This is a genomic window from Exobacillus caeni (assembly GCF_005747095.1).
Taxonomy (GTDB): Bacteria; Bacillota; Bacilli; order Bacillales; family Guptibacillaceae; genus Exobacillus; species Exobacillus caeni.
Genome location: NZ_SWLG01000008.1, coordinates 191,529 through 212,095, shown reverse-complemented (window position 1 = coordinate 212,095; position 20,567 = coordinate 191,529). Strand labels below are relative to the sequence as shown.

Sequence of the window (20,567 nt, the reverse complement as noted above, 5' to 3'; positions counted from 1 at the left end):
TGAGCGTTAAGTAGTTTTCCTGAATATCGGTTAGCCGCAGGAGTTTACTTTCCTGCGGCTTTTTATGTGCTTTTTTGATGTATAAGAGAGGACGGTTTACATGATGAAAAATAAAACAAATAATAATGTACTTTATTTTTATTTATTCTTTGCCCAGTTGTTTTTCGATAGGGCACTCTGGGTGATTTACCTGCGCGATAAAGGAATGACCTTTGGGGAGATCGGTATCCTGGAAGCGGTGCTGCATCTTGCTATCGTGATGTTTGAAGTCCCCACAGGCATGATCGCTGATCTGTACGGAAGAAAGGTCAGTTTGTTGTTTGGAAACTTTTGCAGCCTGGCGTACGGAACATTTATGCTCCTGAGCGGAAGCTTCTCGATGTTCACGCTCGCGTTTATGTCGATGGGACTCGTCGTAACTTTCCATTCAGGGGCGGAACAGGCGATAGCTTATGATACTTTGAAGCAAGAGAACCGGGAGAAACAATATACGAGGGTGGTTGGAAACATGACGGCGATTGCGCTGTTGTCGTTGAGTCTTGCCAACTTCCTGGGAGGCTTTATGGCGAATATCAGCTGGACTGTTGTGTACGGGTCGATGATTTTCACCCATTTAATTGCACTAATTCCACTGTTTCTAATTAAAGAACCGCCACGCGAGAAGACTGAAGAATTGGCTGGACGCTGGTACCACAAATTCAACCACCAGTTTAAGCAGGGGTTGAGGATCTGGAAAATGAATCCGTCTATCCATGTGCCGGTCGCATTGTTCGTTTTGGCAAGTGCTGTTCTCACAATCATTATTTTTTACGGACAGGAATACTTCATCCAGCTCGGATATACTCCTGCTGCAATAGGGATTGTGTTTACTGTAGAAACGCTGCTCGGAGTGGTGATGGCGAAGATCGCTTATCGAATCGAGGCCAGGTTCAAGTTCTTTTCTATTCTTTATTACGGTTTCGGTCTGTATATCCTGTTCTTTTTATTGTTTATCTTTGCGGTCGATTGGGCGGTGCTGTTGTCCTTCCTTATCCTCGGACAGTTACTGAGCCTGTTCGAGCCGATATTCTCGTCATATATCCAGCAGCTGCTTGAGAGCAATGTCCGATCCACGTTCTTTTCAATGATCAGTTTGACGCAAAGCTTCATCATCATGATCGGCTTTCCGTTGTTTGGCTTTGGGATTGAGCGAATCGGTTTTACGGCAGGTTTCGTCTGGCTGCTCGCAGCATTCCTTGCATTGGCAGTTCTGTTTTTGATTTTTAAAAGGTTAAAGAAAGAGTAATACTGGCTAAAGAGACTGCTTTTTGGTCAGATATGTTGTAAAAAGGAAAATAATATTCAAAAACGAATGTACAAAGAGGGGGTGTTTGTTTATGGCCAATAGTAGAACCAATCCCAAGGTAGATGGATTTATAAGAAAATCGAAACAGTGGAAGGAAGAGTTCGAGAAGCTTAGAAATATTGTTCTTGCCTGTGATCTGACCGAAGAAATTAAATGGAAGCATCCGACTTATATGTTTGAGGATAATAACATCGTTACCATCCATGGGTTTAAAGAATATTGTGCGCTTCTGTTTCATAAAGGAGCTCTGTTAAAGGACCCTCAGGGGATATTGATTCAACAAACAGAGAATGTACAGGCAGCACGCCAGATCCGTTTCACTAATGTACAGGCAATAATGGAAATGGAAAGCGCCATCAAAGACTATATTGATGAAGCCATTGAAGTGGAAAAAGCAGGCTTGAAAGTGGATTTTAAAAAGACGACAGAATATAGTATGCCTGAAGAATTGCAAAATAAATTCGACGAGATTCCTGATTTGAAAACTGCTTTCGAAGCATTGACGCCTGGACGGCAAAGAGCATACATTCTTTACTTTTCTAAAGCCAAACAATCTAAAACGAGAGAGTCCAGGGTCGAAAAATATACCCAGCATATTCTTGATGGCAAGGGATTAAATGATTAACCTATAGGATGCGAAAATAAGTGAGCAATACATTTAACTTTTGTCCTACAAATATATATTACGAAAAAAGTAGTTCGGATCAAGGTTGCCTGCCTGTAAACCGAACTACTTTTTCTCGTTATGATCGCGCAGTATAGTGAGCGAGAGAAAGAGGCTCTTTTCCTAATCAAACAGGAAGCGCCTCTTTTTTGTCGAAATAAAAAAATCAGAATGACCGTAACTTTTTGGATCTATGCATTGTTTATAAAGGTGAAGGAATGGAAAGGAGGAGCTAATGCTGGAAACTGCGAACTTGAGCGATTATCAAAGAGCCATGAAAGAAATAAAAAGAGAATTTGATCTGCTGGTAGAACCTTACCGCCCCGCATTATGGCGCTATTGCTTAATGACCACAGGGTCTCCATGGGATGCCGAAGACCTCGTCCAGGAAACGTTACTAAAAGCCTACGGGGCGATCGCCCGCCTTGTTCAGCCAGTAGTCACGAAAGCATATCTGTTTCGCATCGCTACGAATACGTGGATCAACATTCAGAAGAAACAACAGCCTGTGTTGAAAGAACTAGTTGAACTGGAATATTCACTTGAGGAGCCTTATTATCATGAAACGAGAGAAGCGATGGAAACGCTGGTCCAGCACTTGCCGCCTCGTCAAAGGGTAGTCGTTCTCTTGTGTGATGTGTTCGATTTTACCGGCAATGAGATCGCTGAAATCATCGGCACAACAGAAGGAGCGGTTAAGCAAATGCTGTATCGAGCAAGAACTTCCTTGAAAAAAGCCCGTGAAGTACCTTTATCAGAGGTGCCAGGACAAGAAACTTTAACAAAAGGACAGCAGCGTACCGTCGAGTCTTACATCGAGGCTTTTAACAGGCGTGATCCAGATGCTATTGCTAGATTGATGGATGAGAATGTAGTGAATGATATTGTCCATACATCAGTGGAGCATGGCAAGGATATCGTTCGGAAACATTCACTTGAGGGCTGGGCCAATGATCCGAAGCCGATGAAAGGCTATCTTAAATATCTTTGGAACCAGCCGACGATCGTTGTGCTCACAGAATTCGAAGGAAAAGAGACATTATACGATTTAATCCAGCTCGAAATAGAGGAAAGTCTGATTATGAAAAAGCGTGACTATTATTTTTGTAATGACCTGTTGGAGAAAGCTGCAAAAGAACTGGGAATTTCAGCCCATCTAAACGGATACATCTATCAAGGAAAGGATACTTAACGATGAACTTATTTTCAGGCGTTAACCAGATTAATTTTCGAGTAAAAGAAATAGACCGGGCGAGTAAATGGTATCAGGAAATACTTGGACTTGCCGTAAAACATGACTACGGGACAACGGTTGTTCTGGCATTTGATGAACATAGCACTAATCCGTCGACACTTGTTTGTTTGATCGAGCTAGCAGAGGGAGAAGATCTGTCTGATAACGGTGCGAATGGCACGCACCCGGTGTTTGCGATCTCAGAAGAGCAGGCTGAACAATGCAGGGAGCAACTAATAAGTAAGGGTGTAAACGTGCTGGAAGGCAGCAAAGCACATTTTAAATTCACTGATCCAGACGGGAACCTGATGGAAGCTTATCTTCCGGGACTGTATGAAGAAAAACGCTTTGCACACTTAAGATAAAGTTTATTGAAATAACAGGGGGATAGAAATGGTTTTAATGACGATATTGCTTACAATCATCCAGTTCGGCATATTGTTTTATCTTTTTTTCAAAGTAAGAACGATATCGAGTATGCTCGAACGCCAGAAATTAGAGAACAATGAAATGATTGTCGCTCTGAAGAGATTGAAAGAATTGAATGAAAAGGACTAGTGGAAGCTTCATGTCCTGAGAGGGTTGGTAGAAGAAAAGGAGAAAGCGCGAGTTTGTAGAATATAAATTTATAAGCTTAAAGCCAGGGAGTTGTTCATTCAACTCCTGTTTATTATGTAAAAATAACGAGATCAGCGAGGGGTACAAGAAAAATGGTCATTCAACCAGGAGATTTCGCGGTTCGAGATTTATCTTACGTTATAAGATCAGCAGAAGAGAAAGATGCGGAAATGTTGTCCGAAGTAAGGCTTCAGGCAGATGGTGAAACCGAAAATCTAGATAGAGAGAAGGGAGAGGCAGTCATTGACGAACCAGGATTTAAAAAGCTGATTAAGGAGGATACCGAAAGCAGGAATAACCTCTTCTTAGTTGCGGAGGTAAACGGGAGAATAGCAGGTTTTGCCAGATGCGAAGGGAGCAAACTAAAACGCTTTTCCCATAAAGTAGAATTTGGAGTCGCTGTTTTAAAAGATTACTGGGGATACAAAATGGGAGAAAAACTTTTGGCAGCATGCATTCACTGGGCAGATTCAAACGAAATCAAAAAAATGACCTTGAGTGTGCTCGAAACGAATGAAAAAGCGATCAAGCTCTACAAGAAATACGGCTTTGAAGTAGAGGGGATTTTGAAGGGAGACAAAGTACTGTCTGACGGGAATTACTACGGCACCATCATTATGGGGAGGCTTAACCAGGAGTAAATGCAGGAAGGAACGTGGATTTTATGAAACAAAGGGGAATGGAAATGGAAACAAATCAAGATATTCAATTAAACAAGATCAGGCAAGATTTTGAAACAAGTCCCTTCTTTCAATTGCTCGGTTTCCGGTTGATCAAGCTAACGGAAGAGGAAGTGACGCTGGAACTGCCGGTCGAGGAAAAACTTTTAAACACACACGGAAGCCTTCATGGAGGTGTTTACGCAACGATTATAGACAACATCATCAGCCTGAAGTTAAGGTCTGAGATCGGCCTTCCTGTCGTTACGGTCGATCTCAATATCCAGTACATTGCAGAAGTGAAAAGCGGTAAGGTCGTTGCAAAAGCCAGGACTTATGGAAACGGAAGAAAAATTAAAATGGGGGAGGGGGAAGTATTTGACGGGGAAGGCAACCTGCTTGCAAAAGGGACTGGGACCTTTAAGGCAACCAAACGGAGATAAAGATTTTTTACATAGGAGGGAAAAGAGTATGGACTTTCGTCTGGACGAAGATATCGAGTTTTTAAAAAGTAACATCCGTAAGTTTGTGGAAGAGGAAGTTGAAAAAGTAGCGATGCAGATCGAAAAAGAAGACAGGGTTCCGGAGCGTATCATCCAGCTTTCGAAGGAAATGGGTTTGTTTGGGCTGAGTATTCCGGAAGAATATGGCGGCCTGGGAATTGGAATGGTCGGGAAATGCGCGCTTTATGAAGAGCTCGGAAAAACGCACAATGGATTTACGACCTTGATCGGTGCGCACACAGGGATCGGAACAGTCGGGATCGTAGAGATGGGAAACGATGAACAGAAGGAAAAGTACCTGCCTGCCATGGCGGCGGGAGAGAAGATCGGCGCATTCGCTTTAACGGAACCTGCAGCAGGATCGAACGCCTCCAACCTGAAGACCACCGCTGCTAAAAAGGGCGATAAATATATCCTGAACGGCACAAAGCATTATATCACGAACGCGACTGAAGCAGATGTGTTCACGGTGATGGCGGTAACCGACCCTTCTAAAGGGGCGAAGGGAATCACTTCTTTTATCGTGGAAAAAGGGTTTCCGGGATTCCATCTGGGGGCAGTGGAGGAAAAGATGGGCTTGAAAGGCTCTCACTCAGCGGAATTAATATTTGAGGATTGCGAAGTACCGGAAGAAAATGTGCTCGGGGAACTCGGAAAAGGATATGTGAACGCGCTTAAAATACTGGCGAACGGACGGGCTGGCCTTGCCGCTAGGAATCTGGGATCCTGCCAGAAGCTGCTTGATATGAGCCTGGCGTATGTTGAGGATAGAGTTCAGTTCGGCGTGCCGATCATCGAACATCAAGCGGTCGCGCACATGGTTGCAGAAATGGCGGTCGAGATCGAGGCACTCCGTTCGTTCACTTACCGTGTTGCCTGGATGGTGGAAGAAGGGAAAAAGGTGATCAAAGAAGCAGCGATGCTTAAGCTTTATGGCTCTGAAGTTTACAACCGAGTAGCGGATAAAGCGCTTCAGGTGCATGGCGGGCTCGGGTATATTTCTGACTATCCGATAGAAAGATTTTACCGGGACGCAAGGATCACAAGAATCTATGAAGGAACTTCTGAGATTCAAAAAAACATCATTGCAGGCCAGCTCCGTAAGGAATACAACCAGTAAGCGCCGGTATGGAAGAAAAATTCGTAAAATAGGGTTGTGTTTTCTGAAAATTAAAAATAAAATAAAACTATAACATACCAACCGGTTGGTATACAGTGTTGCAAATTCATTTAACTATGGAGAATGGGGATGGTCTCATGTATTTGCGTTTAACAGATGAACAAAAGATGGTTCAGAAAACGATCAGAAGGTTTGTAGAAAATGAATTGATGCCGCTGGAGAACGAGGTGTTGAGAAATGAGAGAGAAGGGCGGCCGAGCCTGCCGCCGGGAAAATTGAAAGAACTGCAGTTAAAAGCAAAAAATGCTGGCTTCTGGGGAATCAACACGCCGGAGGAATATGCCGGTGCGGACCTCGGACAGATGATGATGGCTATCGTGCTGATGGAGACGTCGAAGACATTTGTTCCGTTTCAATTTGGAGGTTCAGCTGACATCATCTTATATCGTGCAAACGAAGAACAAAAGAAAGAGTACCTGATCCCTACGATCAATGGTGAGAAAAAATCCTGCTTTGCCATAACCGAACCTGGTGCAGGGTCTGATACGAGAAACATTAAGATGACCGCTGTTAAAGACGGCGACGAATGGGTATTAAACGGCGAAAAAACGTTTATCACAGGCGGAAACGAAGCCGATTTTGTCATGGTCATCGCGATCACCGACAAAGAGCTGCACCAATCTTCTCACGGAAGGAAAGGAGTCACCTGCTTCATCGTTGACCGTGAGATGGGCTGGAAATCCGAGTACATCCATACGATGGGAGAATGGGGACCTGCCGGATTGATCTTTGATAACGTCCGGGTTCCTGAAAAGAATATTTTAGGAGAAGTGAACGGGGGATATAATCTTGGCCTTGAGTGGATCGGATTCGCCCGCTGGATCGTCGGTGCCCGTGCGGTCGGAGCGGCAGAACGGTTGTTGAACATGGCGATCGATTATGCGAACGAACGTGAAACGTTTGGAAAGCCGATCGCGAGCAGGCAGGCGATCCAATGGCAGATTGCTGACTCTGCAGTCGAGATCGAAGCTGCAAAATGGCTCGTCCTAAATGCCGCTTTTACACTTGATGAGGGTGAGGATAACCGCCACCTGGCATCGATGGCAAAACTATACGGCTCCAACATGGGCAACCGCGTAGTAGACCGTGTCCTTCAAATTCATGGCGGGATGGGTTACACGAGGGAACTGCCGATCGAACGGTGGTACCGGGAAGCAAGGTTGTGGAGAATATACGATGGTACGGATGAGATCCAGCGCTTGATCATCTCAAGAAACTTGCTGAAAGGGCATGTGAAGGTTGGGCAGTACGTTTGATTTTTGCCCGTATTAATTTTTATGAAAATGAAAGCGTTTAAATGAAGGAAGTAAATCTCTATTAAAACAAGTATTACATACAAACTGGAGGTAGCTAGCATGGCGAATCGATTTGATGGAAGAGTGGCATTTATTACAGGCGGAAGCCGTGGGATCGGAAAAGCGATCGCAGGGAGGTTCGCAGAAGAAGGAGCAAAGGTAGCGATCATCGATATTAACGAAGAAGCTTTAAGTGAAACGGTGTCTGAATTTAAAGAACGCGGTTATGACATTTTTACGAAGGCAGCGAACGTAGCAGATGCGGAACAGATCGAAGCAGCTGCTAATGAGGTGAACGAGGCGTTCGGATCGATCGATATCCTCGTAAATAATGCCGGTGTTATCCGCGATAACATGCTGTTTAAAATGACAGATTCAGACTGGGATACCGTGATGGAAGTTCATCTGAAAGGTTCTTTTTACGCTGCTCGGGCAGTTCAAAAGTATATGGTGGAACAGGAATACGGCCGCATTATAAACATCTCGTCAACTTCCGCTCTCGGAAACAGAGGACAGGCGAACTACTCGACAGCCAAAGCGGGACTGCAGGGATTCACGAAAACGTTAGCGATCGAGCTGGGCCGGTTTGGAATCACAGCGAACGCAGTTGCACCCGGTTTTATCGAAACTGACATGACGAAGCAAACCGCTGAGCGGATCGGCATTTCCTTTGAAGACCTTGTAAAGGCGAGCGTGAGCAGCATACCGGTAGGAAGAAGCGGGAAGCCGGAAGACATCGCAAATGCTGTTGCGTTTTTTGCAGATGAAAAGTCTTCGTTTATTAGCGGACAGGTGATGTATGTAGCAGGAGGCCCAAAAAATTAACTAAGAAATCGGGGTGGCATGATGTTTCACGATTTTATCGGAAAGAAATCTGAGAAAGTAAAGAATGTGATCGAACGAGGTGCTGTTAAAAAGTTTGCGGAGGCGATCGGCGACCCGCATCCTCTATTCGTTTCGGAAGAGTATGGGAAGAAATCACGATTCAAGCAAAACATTGCCCCGCCTACTTTTCCAAGGGCTCTGGATTACGGCGAGATCGAAGGGATGAACCTCCCGAACAAGGGACTCATCCATGGCGAACAGATCTATCATTACGAACGGCCGCTCTTCGTCGGGGAAGAAATATATTGTTCTACTGAAATCAAGAACTACTATGAACGCAAAGGAAGCAGCGGAGAATTGAGTTTCCTTGTTTTAACTAGACGCGGCGAGGATAACGACGGAAAAACTATTTTTACAGAAGAGCAGGTAGTCATCATAACCGAGGCTGTGAAGAAGGAGCTGATGGTATGAACGCGTTAGCAGAATTGCAAATCGGTGAATCGCTGCAAGATATCACGTTGTCACCGGTTACAAGGCTTGATCTTATTAAATATGCCGGAGCATCAGGAGACTACAATCCTATTCACACCATCGACAAAGAGGCGGAAAAACTTGGTTTACCGGGCATCATCGCGCACGGTATGTGGACGATGGGGAACCTTGCTAAATTGTTTACTCCTTACTATGAAGACTACTTCATCCAGGACTATTCGATCCGTTTTAAAGGCATGGTGTTTCTGGACGATGTCGTGACGTTAAAGGCAGAATTGGCCGAAACGGATGAAGAGAAGCTGACTTTTAAAGTGAAAGCAGTCAATCAGCATGATAAGGATGTGATTAAGGGGAAGGTCGTTCTTTCAACCTACTAATCTTGTATAGACTCTGTCGATGGAACGACGGGGAAGGAAGGATAGAAGTTACAGGAAGTTTATTCGCTTTTCAGAGCAGCTTATTCTTGATTCAAAAACATTTATTCTAGTTTCAGGAGAACTTATTCTGACTTCAAAGCAGTTTATTCCTGGTTCAGGGCGATTTATTCTCGCTTCAAAGAAATTTATTCTGATTTCAGAGAAATTTAATCGGGTTTCAGCAGATTTTATTCATTAGTCAGTAAGCAAAAGGTGCGAGGAGGAAGTTATCATGCATGTAATGAAATTATTCGACCTCTCAGGAAAAACAGCTATTGTTACTGGCGGAGGAAGAGGGCTCGGCCAGCAGATCGCTGAAGGCCTGGCAGAGGCCGGAGCCAATGTTGTGGTTTGTTCAAGGAAACATGAAGCTTGCGAGGAGGTCAGCGAGAGCTTAAAAAAGCTCGGTGTTGAGTCACTGGCACTACAATGCGATGTCACGGATCCAAAAGACATTAAAAACGTCGTCGATACGACAGTAGAACGATTTGGCAGAATCGATATTTTGGTCAATAACAGCGGCGCTTCATGGGGGGCGCCTGTAGAAGACATGCCGCTTGAAGCATGGCAGAAAGTGATGAACGTAAATGTGACAGGAACTTTCTTGATGTCACAGGCGGCAGGAAAGTTGATGCTGGAGCAGGGATCCGGAAAGATCATCAACATTGCTTCTGTTGCCGGATTAAGGGGTTCCAATCCTAAATACATGGATGCGATCGGCTACAACTCGAGTAAGGGAGCGGTTATCACGTTCACAAAGGATCTTGCCGTTAAATGGGGGCCGAAGGGTATTTACGTGAATGCGATTGCTCCCGGGTTTTTCCCGACAAAAATGTCGAAGGTGCTGATCGAAAAAGGTGGAAGTGACATTATCGAAAGAACGCCACTACGGAAAGTTGGAACAGAACACGACCTGAAAGGAGCGGCATTGTTCCTTGCTTCAGGAGCCTCTGACTATATAACAGGAGATGTAGTGATCGTAGATGGCGGCACACATGCGATGTAGAGAGACTAATCAGGGAGTGATAGACCAATGAAAAGAGACGCTGTTATTGTATCTGCTGTCCGCACAGCAATCGGAAGGCAGGGGGGAGTATTGGCGACGGTGCCTGCCCATGTGCTCGGAGCAGAAGTGATCAAGGAAGCGGTGAAAAGGGCAAACGTAGACCCGGGATCGATCGATGATGTGATCATGGGAAACGTCCTGAGCGGAGGAGGCAACATTGCGAGGTTAACAGCGTTGCAGACAGGCCTTTCGATCGATTTGCCGGGATTAACGATTGACCGGCAGTGCGGTTCAGGGATCAATGCGATCAATCTTGCTGCCCAGGCGATCAGGGCAGGGGACGGAGATATTTATGTCGCAGGCGGAACCGAAAGCATGAGCAGGGCGCCTTACTTGATGGACCGTCCTGAAAAGCCATACAGTCCTGTCCCGCCTAAATTTAGAAAATCACAGCTGTCACCGAAAGAGATAGGAGATCCTCCGATGGGGATTACCGCTGAAAACCTCGTCCAGAAGTACAACATCAGCAGGGAGGAACAGGATGAGTTTGCCTACCGCAGCCAGAAGCGAATGGCGGCTGCGATGGAAGAAGGCCGGTTCGATGAACAAATCGTTTCGATAAATGTTCCGGTTCGAAAAGGCAGCCCTGTCGAATTTAAAACCGATGAACATCCGAGGCAGCAAACGACAATGGAAGCATTAGCAGGCCTCCGTCCAGTGTTCCTCGAGAATGGAACCGTTACAGCTGGAAGCAGTTCAGGGTTAAATGATGCTGCATCAGCCCTCGTAGTGATGTCCAGGGAAAAAGCGGAGGAGCTTGGCGTGACACCGCTCGCGACGATCAGGGAATACGCTGTAGCAGGTGTAGACCCAAACATTATGGGGATCGGTCCGGTACCGGCCACCAGGAAAGTGATGGAGAAATCAGGTCTCTCACTCGATGACATGGATGTAATCGAGATCAATGAAGCATTTGCAGCACAGGTGATCGCCTGTGACAGGGAGCTTCAACTGGATCCTGAAAAAGTGAATATCAATGGAGGGGCGATCGCGCACGGCCATCCGCTTGGAGCAACCGGTGCGATCTTAACGACAAAAGCGATTTATGAACTGAAGCGCACTGGAGGACGGTATGCTCTTATCACCGCCTGCATTGGAGGCGGCCAGGGAATTGCCACTATCATTGAGCGTGAATAGGCTTTATCATGCTTTCCCATCCGTTTTGGACAATTGGAAATATGATATAATTTACTATCATATTTAAAGTGAGAGGATTTCGGCAATGAAACAAAGAATATTAGAAACAAGCATCGAACTGTTCGACAAAAATGGATTCACAGAAACATCCGTACAGGATATCGTTGAGGCCGTTGGAGTAACCAAAGGAACGTTCTATTATTATTTTAATAGTAAACAAGAGTTACTGAAGGATATCCATTTGGGCTATATTGAAGATCTCGTAAAACAACAGGAGAAGATTTTCTCCGACGAGGCAAAAGACACCAACACGAAACTCAGAGAAGTTATTTTCCTTCTCATCCACAATATCAAGAACAGAAAAGAAAGCGCGCGGATTTTCTTTCGGGAAAGAAAAAACCTGAAGGATGACCATGTTGAAATGATTAAGTCCTACAGGGATCTGTTTCGAAAGAATTTGCAGGCTGTTATTGAAGAAGGGGTTGAAAAGGGTGAGTTCAGCCGCCGGTTAAACCCTGATATGCTGACGAGGGCAATTCTTGGAATGACGAACTGGAGCTATTATTGGTATAAAGCTGACGGGGAAGTTTCTGAAGAAGAATTAACAGATATTTATACAGAATTGATCTTGCACGGTATTTCAACAGGCGATTGAACCACACCATTCTTTCCTTTGCACCAGAAATACGGTGCTGTCCACTCTGTATACTAACCGGTTAGTTGAGAAAACTTTAACACTGGGATGTGAGAAGAATTGAACCATGAGACCGATATTTATATCAGGTTTGCTGAAACGGATGCAGCGGGGCATGTCAATAGTGTAAGCTATTTTATTTACATGGAAGAAGCTCGTTCTAAATTCTTTGGCGCTCTTGGCTTTGGTCCTAAGCCAGGTGAGGATTCATACCGATTCATTATGGCATCAACGAAATGCGATTTTTTAGCCCGGGCCTACTTTAATCAGGGGTTAAAAGTTTCCACGTTTGTTACCCATATCGGCACAAAAAGTTTCCGGATCGGCCATTTAATTAGAGAAGCTGAGTCAGGAGAGCTGATCGCCAGAGGAGAGGCCGTTATCGTTTGTTTCAATTTCCGGGAGCAAAAGACCGAACCGATCCCTGACAGGCTTCGGGATATTCTTCAGGGACAGCTTGCAATGGGGGCATAATTTTATTTTCATACAGGAAAAAATTCGGGATTACTAGATACCAATTATAAAGGAGGGGGAAGGTGTGTCCAGGTTTAAAAATACGATCGCAGTCATTACGGGTGCCGGAAGCGGCATTGGCGAGATGGCTGCAACACGCCTTGCAAACGAAGGAGCAAAACTCATCTTAGTAAGCAGGACCGCTTCAAAGCTTGAAAGGGTCGCTGACAAAATCAATGAATCTCTTAAAGAGCAGGCAGCAGCCATTTTTCCAGCCGATGTCACGAATGAGAGTGATGTGAACGAATTAGGGCAGTTTGTCAGACGGGAGTATGGAGATCTTCATGTGCTGGTCAACAATGCAGGGGAATCAGGGCAATCATCCATTTTAGAGCTGGGATCAGAAGAATGGGATCAGATCCAGAAAACAAACACGAAAAGCGTTTTTCTTGTGTCAAAAACGCTCGGGAAACTGATGGCTGAAGCGAGTGATACCGAAAGCCGGGACAGGTCGATCGTAAATGTTGCGTCCCTGTCAGGCCATAAAGCAGGAGCGAAGATACCACATTACAGTGCCTCGAAAGCTGCGGTGATCAATTTTACGAAGGCTCTTGCCGCAGAGCTTGCACAGTACGGGATACGGTCGAACTCCGTATCTCCGGGATTTGTGGAGACGCCGCTTACCGAAGAGGGACTGAAGAACCAAAAAGTTGAAGAAGCGATAAAGCGGAATACTGCGCTTGGAAGAGTTGGCAGACCGGAAGAGATCGCTAATATCATCGCGTTCATCGCATCAAGTGAAGCTTCTTATATGACAGGCTCTGATGTTCTTGTTGACGGAGGCTGGTTGATTACGTAAACATCCTATGACATTTACATACAGAAAGACTAATTAAAAGGAGGAAGGTTATGCAGCAAACCGAAACGAAAGACTTTCTTGTCGATGTGAAGGGTTCCGTTATGAATCTCACTTTAAACAGGCCGGATGCGTTGAACGCTTTCAGCCCGGAGATGATCCTCGGTTTAAAGGAAGCGATCGGACAGGCGAAAGATGATGGTAACATTCGGGTCGTGACACTTTCCGGTGCCGGGCGTTCGTTCAGTGCCGGCGGAGATGTGAAAACGATGGGGAAGACAGAACCGCTTGCTGTGTATGATCATATCGGAAAGCTGAATGAGCTGATCCTGGCGATGCGGAATCTGGAAAAACCGATCGTAGCTGCTGTTCACGGTTTTGCGGCAGGCGCTGGATTTAACCTTGCGCTCGCATGTGACATTATTTTAGCGGCAGAGGGAAGTAAATTTGTTTTGAGTTTCTCAAAAGTCGGATTGATTTCAGATGGAGGTGGCCTGTATTTTCTGCCGAGACTCGTAGGCCCCTACAAAGCAAAGGAACTTTTGTTCAATGCAGAGCCGATCGATGTGCAGGAAGCACGGTCGCTAGGAATCGTGAATCAAGTATACCCACTTGAGAGTTTTAAGCAGGAGTTGGAGGATTATTCGAAAAAACTGGCATCGGGTCCATCAAGAGCTTACGGCTTCATAAAAAAGATTGCCGATCAGTCACTTGTTTCTTCACTCGAAGAAATCCTTGAACAGGAAAGAATCACTCAGTCCTCCATTGTGACAACCGAAGACCATCAAGAGGGAGTGAATGCTTTTAAAGAGAAACGAAATCCAGATTTTAAAGGGAAATAAGGTGGTGATGAAGAAGCGAGGCCGAAGTATTCTTGCACATTTAGTAGACTGAATACTAAATAAAGTGAAAGGCGCTTCAAAATGATAGCGCTTTCAAAAATGAAGGAGGGAAAATGTTGAGCTTGCATCCCCAGGTAAAGTCCCTGTTAGAGTTTATGGATTCCAGAGGTTTACCGCCTATCGAAGAGTTGCCGTTGACAGAAGCGAGAGCATCTTTTGACGTGATGAGCCAAAAGTTGAATCAAAGCGAGACGATAGCCCGAGTAGAAAATAAAACCATCCCAGGATATAAGAACGAGATACAGGTAAGAATTTATACCCCTGTAGAAAATCGGGTCCTGCCTGTTCTTGTTTATTACCACGGGGGAGGGTGGGTGATCGGCAGCCTCGACTCCTATGATGCGCTTTGCCGTTCCCTTGCGAATAAGGCAGAATGTATCGTTGTTTCTGTGGATTATTCGCTTGCTCCTGAAGAAAAGTTTCCGGTTGCAGTTGAGGATGCCTATCTTGCATTAGAATGGGTTTATAAAAATGCAGAGGAGCTCCAGATCGACAGGACGTCACTTGCAGTCGGAGGCGACAGTGCAGGTGGAAACCTGGCTGCAGTGGTCAGTTATCTAACCTATCTCCGGAAGGGACCTCACGTTGCCTGTCAGATGTTGTTTTACCCGTCAGTCGGTTTCGACCGTACAGAATCCTACGAAAAATTTGGTGAAGGGTATTATTTAACGAAAGCTACGATGAACTGGTTTACTGAGCAGTACTTGAACAGTCCTGAAGATATGATGGATCCACTGGCAGCACCATTGTTGATCCCTGATGAAGAAGTTGTGGAATTGCCCCCAGCGTATATTTTAACTGCGGAATATGACCCGCTCCGTGATGGAGGAGAGGCTTATGCTAAAAAACTGTCAGCTGCCGGAGTAAAGACGGAATATGTACGTTACCCGGGAATGATACATGGCTTTTTAAGTATGACAGAAGCGATAGAGGATGGTCAAAAGGCAATCATAGATGCAGCTAAGGCATTAAAACAGAAGCTTTCCGAAAGGGCCGCGAATCGTCAACGCGTCTGAATGAATCCAAAAAGGAGAGATCGTATGCAAGCGAGACATTATGAGTACTGGCCGAAAGTAACAAAGTCGATTATTGTTCCGGAAACCTCTTTATACAACAACCTTAAAGTAACAGCATTACGTTACCCCGAACATGAAGCAATCTATTATTATGGTACGTCGATCACTTATCAACAGTTAGATGAAGAGGTCGAAGCACTTGCAGGATATTTGCAGGAGGTTCTACAGGTTAAACCTGATGAAAAAGTATTGTTATACATGCAAAACTCCCCTCAGTTCGTCATCGCATTTTATGCGATTTTACGGGCGAACGCAGTCGTCGTTCCGATCAATCCGATGCTTACCGCTGATGAGCTTGAATTCTATATAAAAGATTGTGAGATCAAGAATGCGGTCCTTGGACAGGAGCTTTATCAGAATGTCCAACCACTGATAGACAGAACCTCACTAAAAAATCTCGTGATCGCAGCTTATGGGGATTATCTAAGCGATAACTTTGACGGAGAACTCCCCGAAGAAGTGAAGGCATCAAGGGCTCTGTTCAATGAGCCGAATCATTTTCTCTGGGAAAACGCAGTTCAGGCAGGTTATAAGCCAGGACCGCACGATCGAACGGGCAATGATCTCGCCGTTCTTCCATATACGTCCGGAACAACCGGCCTTCCAAAAGGCTGCATGCATACGAACAGCACTGTACAGGCAAATACGGTGGGATCCTACTACTGGTCCAGGGCGACAACGAATACAAAACATCTCATGACACTTCCGATCTTTCATGTCACAGGTATGATCCACAGCATGCATATGCCGATTTTTGGCGGCAGCACAATGGTGCTCATGACCAGGTGGAACCGTAATACGGCAGCAAAGCTTATTAAAGAACAGGGTTGTACACACTGGGTCACAATAAGCACGATGTTGATCGATTTCCTTGCGAACAGCGAACTGAAAGCCGAAGACCTATCTTCGTTAATGTCCATTTCCGGAGGGGGAGCCGCATTCCCGAAAGCGGTCGGGGAAAAGCTGTTTAAGCTGACCGGCCTTGAGTTTGTCGAAGGCTACGGGTTATCTGAAACGATTGCGCAGACTCATTTTAATCCGCCTGACAGACCGAAGATGGCCTGTCTTGGAGTTCCTTCCTTTGATGTTGACGCAAGAATCATCGATCCGGTGACAGGGGAGGAGCTCGGACCTAATGAGATCGGTGAAATTGTCGTAAATGGGCCACAGGTGATGATCGGTTATTACAACAGGGATGATGAAAATCGAAATTCCTTTATTGAGTTGGCTGGAAAGTCTTTTTTCAGGACAGGTGACATCGCCCGCTATGATGAAGAAGGCTACTTTTTCATCGTTGACCGTGTCAAACGGATGATCAACGCTTCCGGATACAAAGTATGGCCGACAGAGGTCGAGTCCTATTTATATGACCATCCTGCCGTACAGCAGGCATGTGTTGTCGGTGTGCCTGACCCGCGCCGGGGGGAAACAGTTAAAGCGTTTGTGATCTTAAACGATGATTATGTCGGCAAAGTTTCAGAAGAAGAGATCATCGAATGGTCTAAAGATAAAATGGCGGCTTACAAGTATCCGCGTTTTGTTGAATTCAAAGAGGCGTTCCCGACTACGAGCAGCGGAAAGATCTTATGGCGAAAGCTTCAGGAAGAAGAAAAGAAAAAAGCGGAGGGGGTTAAATAATGAAGATCGAAACAGTAACAGGGCCAATTTCTGCAGAAGAATTGGGAAAGACATTGATCCATGAGCATTTCGTTTTCGGATATCCGGGCTTTAGCGGTGATATAACGCTGGGAGAATATCGAGAAGAAGAAGCGCTTGAGGTTGGCATTTCAGTAGCAGAAACGGTGATGAAGCACGGAATCAAAACAGTTGTCGATCCAACGCCGAATGAATGCGGCAGAAATCCTGAATTGCTTCGAAAGATTTCAACAGAGACAGGCCTGCAGATCATCTGCGCAACAGGATACTATTATGAAGGAGAAGGGGCCACTCCGTACTATAAACTGAGACAGTTGCTGGGAACAGCTGAAACCGACATCTATGACATGTTTATGAAGGAGATCACCGATGGCATCGGCCGAACCGGAATAAAACCTGGAGTTATAAAAGTCGCTTCAAGCAAAGATCAAATAACAGATTATGAGAAAATGTTCTTCAAAGTTGCGGCCAAAGTGCAGAAGGAAACAGGTGTCATCATCATGACGCATACACAAGAAGGAACGATGGGTCCTGAACAGGCCAACTTGCTCATTGAGAACGGAGCAGACCCGAATAGCATCGTGATCGGCCATATGTGCGGGAACACTGATATTGCCTACCATTTAAAAACATTGAGCACAGGGGTTAATATTGCGTTCGACCGATTTGGAATCCAGGGCATGGTAGGAGCGCCGTTCGACAATGAACGAATAGCCACTTTGATAGGGCTGGTTAAATCGGGATATGCTGATCGGATCATGCTTGCACATGATTCCGTGAATTATTGGATGGGAAGGCCTGCTGTCATGCCGGAGCCGATCGAGAAGATGATGGAAAACTGGCATCCGGGACACCTGTTTGAAAATATCCTTCCTAAACTGAAGCAGGCAGGCGTTACAGATGCAGAAATCACTCAAATGATGGAAGAAAACCCTAGAAAATTATTTGCCCATTCTGAAGTAGTAGAAGCATAGCCAATTATTCCTTCGTTATCAGACCAAATCATCTATGATTTGGTCTTTTACCTGAAGGCTAGTTCAAAGCGGAAACGAATTGCGAACGGTTTAGTACTTCAGAATCCCATTGCTTTAGCTATGGGAGTGTCAATGTAAAAATGGCCACTTTGGCATGTGTCAGAGTGAACAGAGGACATGTGGAAAGTGAAAGTGAATTTTTTCAATAGTAGGAGGAGTTAGATGGAGGACTTTAAAGAAATTTTAAATGACTATTATAATGCCTGGAACCAGGCATTTAAAAGCAAGGACGAAAAGGCTATCAGAGCTTTCATGTCAAAGCACTTTGTTGGGTATTGGGGGCGTTCTGGCATGGAGAGTCCGTATACTTATGATTATAACTATGATATTAAAAGTGTACTTAATCAGTATGATAATGCAGTAAAAAGCATTGAATCTGAAGCAATAAAGTATCGAAAAGAAGGAGAAGAAATCGTGGTCAATGGTACTGAAACGAACCTAATCAACGGCACAACTAATCATGCGGTATGCATGCTAGTTTGGCGAAAAGAAGGGGATGAATGGAAAATATTAAGGGAATATATTGAACTGGAAAAGTAATTGGCAAGAAAAAGAGCCATCCAACATGGAGGACTATTTTTCTTGAGTACTGTTTCTAACTGGTCATCTACCTGCTTCCATCCGGATCCCAGAACAGGAAAGGCTTACTGGACTGGAATAAACATATTGATAATTCCGCTTTTGATACAGCTAATGGTTATGAAATCACCATTTTACTGGCGGTTTATCAAGCTGCGGAGGGATTCCAAGTTCTTCTGATGCAGCAAAAATCAACTCTTTTCGGAAGAAAAAACTCCGGTGTGCGACGATCTTACCGTTTTCAACTTCTTGATATTGAATGTCGTGTATTTGAGGCCCATCTGCACTACTAGCAAAAACAACAATAACCGGCTTTCCCCACAGTATTTTTTCTTCGGCACGGAACCCTGGGAGCCCGTGTTGAACAGAGCCTTTACGCATTTCATCCTTCGAAAATTCTTGAAATCCCATGTCTGCCTCATTAACGGCATAATCGCTTATCAATGAGAGCATGTCATCGATATTGCCCTGGTTAAGCGCTTTAAGATATGTCTGGATGACCTTTTCTTCACCGGGAGATCGCTTTTGCGAGACAAAATATTTCTTTTTTTCATCTTTCGGCGAATCCTGGAGTTTATTTCTAACTCTTCGTACCGTTGCATAAACAGCCCCGGGAGTTGTTTTTACGATTCCTGCAACTTCATCTGCTGTAAATTGAAACACGTCCATTAGTAAAAACGCCGCTGTCTGCCGGGGGGTAAAAAGGGAAAATAGCTGTTCAAGGGCATCCTCTAGATGGAGCGTATCGATGAACTCTTGGACAGGTTCATGTTCTTCCTCAAGATATCCTATCTGGCGCTTTTCCTTCCGGCACTGATCGATCCAGGTGTTCGTCGCAATCCGATAGATATAAGATTTAGGATTCGTAGGATGCCAGCGTTGATAAAATGCTCCAAACGCTTTGATCAATGTTTCCTGGTAAAGATCTTCGCCATCCCAGGGTGACCCTGTTAAATATCGGCAATACTTCCACAAGTCTTCACGATATTCTGCGATCAATTCGTTGAAATCGAATTTTAGTTCTCTAGCTTTTTCAGAAAACTGTAGTGTTTTGTCTTCCTTTGTTTCCATATGATCCCCCTTTTTTTCGGACTCATTATGTATAACGAATTAATTAGTTAGAATTATACAAAATAAGAAGAGAAACATAAAATTTTATTTTGAAAAACTTGCCTAACAAACAAAGAGCATGCTACACCGGAATAGGTAGCATGCTCTCTGTACTTTTTTATATCAATCTTTTTTCTTATTGTCTTCATCTTCTAAAAACCAAAGGGGATCTTTATTATCTACATCTCCGTTATAGTTGATAAGAATTTCTTCGCCTGCTTTTATGTCTTTATAAGCATAAAAGTCAAACGTATGCTGTTTAAAATTAATATAAAATGTGGCATTGGGAGTATAGGAATGATTAAATAAACTGCCATATCCAAGAAGTATTGCTGTGTGATTTTCTCCATATTCAAAAACGTAGTCATCCAGTAACGTATGCTCGATCAAAATATGTTCTTCATTCGTAAAGGGAATAACAGGCGCTTCGTGGATAAGCTCTCCCTTTTTGATATCCCTGATTGCAAATACTCCTCTGTTGAACTCTCCATTACTAAGCTTCGATGTCTTAATCTCTATCACTATTTTCACCTGCGTATCTTTTTTTAAAGTTATTCTCTCCCATAGCTTGACAGTTGATAAGGCTCAAGGCAAATGTTTTGACTTGATTTAAATAAATAGATCTGAAAATATACCGTGGGAATACCATGATTTTCAAATTGGACATGACACTTGTCATATATGTATACTGACGTTTATGACTTACAAACCTACCTATATTCTTCTATGCTTAAATTAGATGATTGAGTAATAAAAAGGAATTGCTTTAGGAG

Annotated in this window: 24 protein-coding genes; 22 read left to right on the top strand and 2 right to left on the bottom strand. The window is 44.4% G+C overall.

The window, feature by feature from the left end; translation table 11 throughout:
- Nucleotides 1-100: 100 nt before the first annotated feature.
- The 22 genes from FCL54_RS13340 (at nt 101) to FCL54_RS13240 (ending at nt 18,645) form a co-directional block, all read left to right on the top strand.
- Nucleotides 101-1,285, top strand: a complete 1,185-nt coding sequence (locus FCL54_RS13340; RefSeq protein ID WP_138127125.1) for an MFS transporter — start codon at nt 101-103, stop codon at nt 1,283-1,285.
- Between the two features lie 91 nt (nt 1,286-1,376).
- Nucleotides 1,377-1,970, top strand: coding sequence for a YdeI/OmpD-associated family protein (locus FCL54_RS13335; protein WP_138127124.1), 594 nt, complete (start codon nt 1,377-1,379; stop codon nt 1,968-1,970).
- A gap of 274 nt (nt 1,971-2,244) precedes the next feature.
- Nucleotides 2,245-3,201, top strand: a complete 957-nt coding sequence (locus FCL54_RS13330) for a sigma-70 family RNA polymerase sigma factor (protein ID WP_138127123.1) — start codon at nt 2,245-2,247, stop codon at nt 3,199-3,201.
- Nucleotides 3,202-3,203: 2 nt separating this feature from the next.
- On the top strand, nt 3,204-3,608 hold the full coding sequence (locus FCL54_RS13325) for a VOC family protein (protein ID WP_138127122.1): 405 nt from the start codon (nt 3,204-3,206) through the stop codon (nt 3,606-3,608).
- A 28-nt stretch (nt 3,609-3,636) separates the two neighbouring features.
- Nucleotides 3,637-3,801, top strand: a complete 165-nt coding sequence (locus tag FCL54_RS24060; protein WP_171016836.1) for a hypothetical protein — start codon at nt 3,637-3,639, stop codon at nt 3,799-3,801.
- 152 nt (nt 3,802-3,953) lie between these two features.
- Nucleotides 3,954-4,502 (top strand): GNAT family N-acetyltransferase, encoded by a 549-nt coding sequence (locus tag FCL54_RS13320; RefSeq protein WP_138127121.1) that lies wholly within the window; start codon nt 3,954-3,956, stop codon nt 4,500-4,502.
- A gap of 44 nt (nt 4,503-4,546) precedes the next feature.
- Nucleotides 4,547-4,963, top strand: a complete 417-nt coding sequence (locus tag FCL54_RS13315) for a PaaI family thioesterase (protein ID WP_171016835.1) — start codon at nt 4,547-4,549, stop codon at nt 4,961-4,963.
- 28 nt (nt 4,964-4,991) lie between these two features.
- Entirely contained in the window at nt 4,992-6,143 is a 1,152-nt protein-coding gene (locus tag FCL54_RS13310) for an acyl-CoA dehydrogenase family protein (RefSeq protein ID WP_138127119.1), read from the top strand.
- A 137-nt stretch (nt 6,144-6,280) separates the two neighbouring features.
- Nucleotides 6,281-7,459: an acyl-CoA dehydrogenase family protein gene (locus FCL54_RS13305; RefSeq protein WP_138127118.1), complete on the top strand. Its 1,179-nt coding sequence runs from the start codon at nt 6,281-6,283 to the stop codon at nt 7,457-7,459.
- 99 nt (nt 7,460-7,558) lie between these two features.
- On the top strand, nt 7,559-8,323 hold the full coding sequence (gene fabG, locus FCL54_RS13300) for a 3-oxoacyl-ACP reductase FabG (RefSeq protein ID WP_138127117.1): 765 nt from the start codon (nt 7,559-7,561) through the stop codon (nt 8,321-8,323).
- 21 nt (nt 8,324-8,344) lie between these two features.
- Nucleotides 8,345-8,794 carry a MaoC family dehydratase N-terminal domain-containing protein gene (locus tag FCL54_RS13295; RefSeq protein WP_138127116.1) on the top strand — a complete coding sequence of 150 codons (450 nt, stop codon included), beginning with the start codon at nt 8,345-8,347 and terminating at the stop codon, nt 8,792-8,794.
- Nucleotides 8,791-9,192, top strand: a complete 402-nt coding sequence (locus tag FCL54_RS13290; protein ID WP_138127115.1) for a MaoC/PaaZ C-terminal domain-containing protein — start codon at nt 8,791-8,793, stop codon at nt 9,190-9,192. Before FCL54_RS13295 ends, FCL54_RS13290 begins: the two co-directional genes overlap by 4 nt.
- A 271-nt stretch (nt 9,193-9,463) precedes the next feature.
- A complete protein-coding gene (locus FCL54_RS13285) occupies nt 9,464-10,237 on the top strand; it encodes an SDR family oxidoreductase (protein WP_138127114.1) in 774 nt (257 codons plus the stop codon).
- 27 nt (nt 10,238-10,264) lie between these two features.
- Nucleotides 10,265-11,434: a thiolase family protein gene (locus tag FCL54_RS13280; protein WP_138127113.1), complete on the top strand. Its 1,170-nt coding sequence runs from the start codon at nt 10,265-10,267 to the stop codon at nt 11,432-11,434.
- 85 nt (nt 11,435-11,519) lie between these two features.
- Nucleotides 11,520-12,089, top strand: a complete 570-nt coding sequence (locus FCL54_RS13275; RefSeq protein WP_138127112.1) for a TetR/AcrR family transcriptional regulator — start codon at nt 11,520-11,522, stop codon at nt 12,087-12,089.
- Nucleotides 12,090-12,188: 99 nt separating this feature from the next.
- A complete protein-coding gene (locus FCL54_RS13270) occupies nt 12,189-12,602 on the top strand; it encodes an acyl-CoA thioesterase (protein ID WP_138127111.1) in 414 nt (137 codons plus the stop codon).
- A 64-nt stretch (nt 12,603-12,666) separates the two neighbouring features.
- Nucleotides 12,667-13,440: an SDR family NAD(P)-dependent oxidoreductase gene (locus FCL54_RS13265; protein ID WP_138127110.1), complete on the top strand. Its 774-nt coding sequence runs from the start codon at nt 12,667-12,669 to the stop codon at nt 13,438-13,440.
- Between the two features lie 50 nt (nt 13,441-13,490).
- Nucleotides 13,491-14,279, top strand: a complete 789-nt coding sequence (locus FCL54_RS13260; protein ID WP_138127109.1) for an enoyl-CoA hydratase/isomerase family protein — start codon at nt 13,491-13,493, stop codon at nt 14,277-14,279.
- Between the two features lie 116 nt (nt 14,280-14,395).
- A complete protein-coding gene (locus FCL54_RS13255) occupies nt 14,396-15,355 on the top strand; it encodes an alpha/beta hydrolase (protein ID WP_138127108.1) in 960 nt (319 codons plus the stop codon).
- Between the two features lie 24 nt (nt 15,356-15,379).
- The gene (locus tag FCL54_RS13250) at nt 15,380-17,053 is read left to right on the top strand and encodes a long-chain fatty acid--CoA ligase (protein ID WP_138127107.1); all 1,674 of its coding nucleotides are present in this window, start codon (nt 15,380-15,382) and stop codon (nt 17,051-17,053) included.
- A complete protein-coding gene (locus tag FCL54_RS13245) occupies nt 17,053-18,045 on the top strand; it encodes a phosphotriesterase family protein (protein ID WP_138127106.1) in 993 nt (330 codons plus the stop codon). Before FCL54_RS13250 ends, FCL54_RS13245 begins: the two co-directional genes overlap by 1 nt.
- A 222-nt stretch (nt 18,046-18,267) precedes the next feature.
- Nucleotides 18,268-18,645, top strand: a complete 378-nt coding sequence (locus FCL54_RS13240) for a nuclear transport factor 2 family protein (RefSeq protein ID WP_138127105.1) — start codon at nt 18,268-18,270, stop codon at nt 18,643-18,645.
- A gap of 165 nt (nt 18,646-18,810) precedes the next feature.
- Here the strand turns inward: FCL54_RS13240 and FCL54_RS13235 are convergent, their stop codons facing one another.
- The gene (locus FCL54_RS13235; protein WP_138127104.1) at nt 18,811-19,755 is read right to left on the bottom strand and encodes an RNA polymerase sigma factor; all 945 of its coding nucleotides are present in this window, start codon (nt 19,753-19,755) and stop codon (nt 18,811-18,813) included.
- A 162-nt stretch (nt 19,756-19,917) separates the two neighbouring features.
- The gene (locus FCL54_RS13230) at nt 19,918-20,316 is read right to left on the bottom strand and encodes an SET domain-containing protein (protein WP_138127205.1); all 399 of its coding nucleotides are present in this window, start codon (nt 20,314-20,316) and stop codon (nt 19,918-19,920) included.
- Nucleotides 20,317-20,567 lie beyond the last annotated feature (251 nt).